General features: G+C 44.1%; 5 protein-coding genes. All 5 read right to left on the bottom strand.

The features are described 5' to 3' along the window. Window positions 1-48 precede the first annotated feature (48 nt). The 5 genes from ACYVG7_RS10845 to ACYVG7_RS10825 are packed head-to-tail and all read right to left on the bottom strand — an operon-like array spanning window position 49 to window position 3,339. The gene (locus ACYVG7_RS10845) at window positions 49-822 is read right to left on the bottom strand and encodes a flagellar basal body P-ring protein FlgI (RefSeq protein ID WP_460883124.1); all 774 of its coding nucleotides are present in this window, start codon (window positions 820-822) and stop codon (window positions 49-51) included. 2 nt (window positions 823-824) lie between these two features. Beyond that, window positions 825-1,403, bottom strand: a complete 579-nt coding sequence (locus tag ACYVG7_RS10840) for a flagellar basal body L-ring protein FlgH (RefSeq protein WP_460883123.1) — start codon at window positions 1,401-1,403, stop codon at window positions 825-827. Next, the gene (locus tag ACYVG7_RS10835) at window positions 1,384-2,316 is read right to left on the bottom strand and encodes a flagella basal body P-ring formation protein FlgA (RefSeq protein ID WP_460883125.1); all 933 of its coding nucleotides are present in this window, start codon (window positions 2,314-2,316) and stop codon (window positions 1,384-1,386) included. The genes ACYVG7_RS10840 and ACYVG7_RS10835 overlap by 20 nt, the downstream gene beginning before the upstream one ends. A 17-nt stretch (window positions 2,317-2,333) precedes the next feature. Then, window positions 2,334-3,098, bottom strand: a complete 765-nt coding sequence (locus ACYVG7_RS10830) for a flagellar hook-basal body protein (RefSeq protein ID WP_460883122.1) — start codon at window positions 3,096-3,098, stop codon at window positions 2,334-2,336. Between the two features lies 1 nt (window position 3,099). After that, window positions 3,100-3,339: a flagellar basal body rod C-terminal domain-containing protein gene (locus ACYVG7_RS10825; protein ID WP_460883121.1), complete on the bottom strand. Its 240-nt coding sequence runs from the start codon at window positions 3,337-3,339 to the stop codon at window positions 3,100-3,102. Between the last annotated feature and the right edge of the window lie 181 nt (window positions 3,340-3,520).

Genomic DNA, 3,520 nt, shown 5'->3' with positions numbered 1-3,520 from the left:
TGTTATTGAGTGATCGGCATGGATGTTATTACGTGATCGGCATGAATGTTATTGAGCGATCGCCATGCGTGGGAATATGCAAATATCTTGAATACTGGCAATTCGACGATACGACGTCGATTGCGATGAACTATTAGTAGAGATAAGAATTTTACCGGCATGTACAACTTGTGCAAAAACATCGGAATAGCGTGAATTTATGGCGTCAGAAATACGCTCTGCCGTTCTAAAATCAGGCTCTTTTAATAAAAGAGAAAAATTCCCCTGAGAGTCGATCACCTGGTCTTTGGTTGCTCGCTCTATAATAGCACCGGCAGGAATACTCCCCACTGTCGGATGATTCTTCTGGACACTATTACCGTTAGCCTGATAGGCATAGCCACCAACAGAGAGTTCTCCCTGGGCCAGAGCGATGACCTCGCCATTAGCCGCTTTTAATGGTGTCAGTAATAATGTTCCGCCAGCAATGCTCCGTGCATCACCAATGGAGGATACCGTCACATCGAGTTTAGAGCCATTTTCACTGAATGGAGGTAAGGTTGCTGTGACCATAGCAACGGAAACATTCCTGGAGCTGATATCTTTTGCATCGACAAATACACCAAACTTTTGGAGTGTATTAGCAACTGATTGCATCGTTGCACGACTACGCTGAGTGTCACCGGTGCCATTTAGTCCAATGACAATTCCATACCCAACGAGTGAATTATCTCTGGCCCCATCCAAACGGGTGAGCTCACTAATCCGGACGGATGCCGATGCACTCCACGTGATACAGAGCATCATGGTGAATAATATTCTCATGGAAACACGTGTTGTCATATTTAGAGTCCAATCAGGGATAACAGACGGCTGAAAATATTAGGCTGCTGACCATCAGAAACAACACCTTTACCATTCAATTCAATTTTTGCTTCACTGATCCGCGAAGACAAAATTGTATTGTCAGCCTTGATATCGATGGAGCGAATATATCCTTCTACATTGATTTCCTGCTCTTCACCATTGACGACTAGAGACTGGTGCCCCTGAACCTTGAGTAATCCTTGCGGGTCAATGTTTACAACATGAACCGCTATCTGCCCTTTAAAATGCCCTTCCCGACTGGTTGCCGCTTTATCATCATTACCACTACGATATCCAACGCCAACCTTGTTATTAATCACATTATCATTTGAACTTGCGTTAACATTAAAATTAGAGTCACTATCTGTGCCCGCTTGACTCGTCGCCTGCGTGCTTTCCACAATAATGACGGTTACCGTATCACCAATTTGGTGAGCTCGATTATCAGCAACCAATGAGGGAACTTGGTTGTTATTAAAAAAGCTCTCAGAGTGCACTGGGAATGACAAACAACATATCATTGCTAGCAACACTGCATTATGGCTGGAATAATTCACCGGAGGCTCCTGGTAAAATTTTTACGTGTAAAGGCTTATCACTTTGTGGAATTGAAACTGCAATTACATCATCAGGCTCACCGGCCTCTAATGTCTTTGCCATGACTTGAATTTCTATTCCATTATCTGTGTATTTCACAGGTATCGAACGACCTTTCTCGATCCAGTCGCTGGATGCTATATTTTTGTCGCTTATAACGGTGCCAACATCGATATCATATCTAGCCTTGAAGTCCGACAATGAGATATCGAAATTCATAGGAGCAGCTTCGTTAGGTTTCAGCAAACGGAATTCTATAGAACAGTCATCCTCTTGAAGAATTGATCCCGACAAAATCTCTTTTCTAGCAACCAATGTCCGCTTTATGGTAATGGGTCTAAACCATCTTCTGACGTGAGCAAGTGTTCCATCGGTATACTCAACATTGATGCTAAGCTCCTGTTTGCTGGCGACTTGATTACGATAGAACCGTTCTATTTCAATTGAAGAAATTGCTTTAGCCATCATCAAATCATGATCGCAGATCAGTTGGCCCTTATAACTCGTATGTTCATCTGAGTTAGCATTGAGCATCTCGCGCAATCTTAATTTGAGATCCGCACAACGCAAATAGCGATCTTGAGGTGCCTTCATGGAGGACGAAGCTTGCTTTCCCACCCAATTCACGGAAAATTCAGGCGCATTAACGCTACGTTTTAACCATGTCGTAACTTTATTTCTATCTAATTTTTCTGCTTCAAACAGATCAGGATCGTAAGCAAGCGCTTTAATACGCGTGATCAGTGAATAAGGGCGTCCACTGACAATCAAAACATCAGAAACTGTCTGTGGTGATGCCATCCATCCCGAACGAAAAGTTAAGTTGACCTCTCCACCACATATCGCGGATTGGGAAACAAAACACATGAGCATCAGCACACAGATACGCATTAGCTTCGGATCAGGTTATTGGTAGTTTCCATCAACTGATCGGAAGTCTGGATCACCCGAGCATTCAACTGATAAGCCCGTTGTGCCAAGACCAGACTCACCATTTCAGAGATCATCGAGACATTCGATGCTTCTACATACCCTTGCTGGATAATTCCCATCCCATCTTGGCCTGGTTTCGCATAACCAGCAGTCCCGGTCTCTTTGTTAGCAACAAAGAGTCCTCCGCCAATATCACTTAGGGCAGATGCAGAGTTAAAATCAGCAAGTTCAATTTCACCTAAAACTACAGGCTCACTTTCCCCCGGCAGTGTCACGCTAATTTCACCGCTCTTGGAAATAGCAATATCAGTTGCCTCTGCAGGGATCGAGATGTTGGCCGTTAGCTTGTAGCCACTTTGGGTTTCAAGCTGACCCTGGTTATCAACCTGTAAGCGACCGACACGGGTATAGGCTTGCCGACCATCCTCCAAGGTCACTTCAAAGAAGCCCTGTCCGACAATTGCTAGGTCGAGTGGGTTATCAGTTTGCTTCAGTTCACCGGCTGAAAACTGTTGCGAAATATCACTAACCCGAACACCGCCAACAACGCGGGTATCATCGACACCATCAGCATTGACCCCGGAATCTGTCATTTCAGCAAATGAGACATCATTTTTTTTATAACCAACGGTATTTATATTGGCAATATTGTTTGAAATGGTATTCACGTAATCTTGCTGGCACTTAATCCCTGAGCCTGCGATATAGATGGCATCGATCATGTTATTTCCCTAATGTGCTAATGGCTGTTTTTAATAAGCTATCGAGTGCAACGTAAAACTTCTGCGTAGTCGTGAAATGCCGCTGTGTTTCCATCAATGCGATCATTTCTTGCGTCGCATCAACATTGGATGCTTCCAGATATCCCTGACGAACAGAGCGCGCTGTTGAATTTGCAGCAGAAGATTGCATCTCTGGATCAGAAGCTCGTTCCGAACTGTAGATCTCATCTTCCGAGTTCACGACTAATATCGTGTCTTCAATTTGCTCGCCAACTCTGACCTCACCCATTGGACTGACAGTGAAATTGCCATCTGATAATTGGATGTCGCCATTCTGCCCCAGGGCGGGAGCATACTTTGTTGGTTATTTAACCAAAGAATAGTTGTGCCCGATAATTGTCATCCCAGCTTGCTTTTTTTAG

This window comes from Pseudaeromonas pectinilytica, from assembly GCF_054780855.1.
This window is presented reverse-complemented; position numbering and strand designations above follow the sequence as displayed.

Coding starts and splice junctions, on each gene's coding strand:
- ACYVG7_RS10845 (WP_460883124.1), bottom strand. CDS start 822: ATGACAACACGTGTTTCCATGAGAATATTATTCACCATGATGCTCTGT.
- ACYVG7_RS10835 (WP_460883125.1), bottom strand. CDS start 2,316: ATGCTCATGTGTTTTGTTTCCCAATCCGCGATATGTGGTGGAGAGGTC.
- ACYVG7_RS10830 (WP_460883122.1), bottom strand. CDS start 3,098: ATGATCGATGCCATCTATATCGCAGGCTCAGGGATTAAGTGCCAGCAA.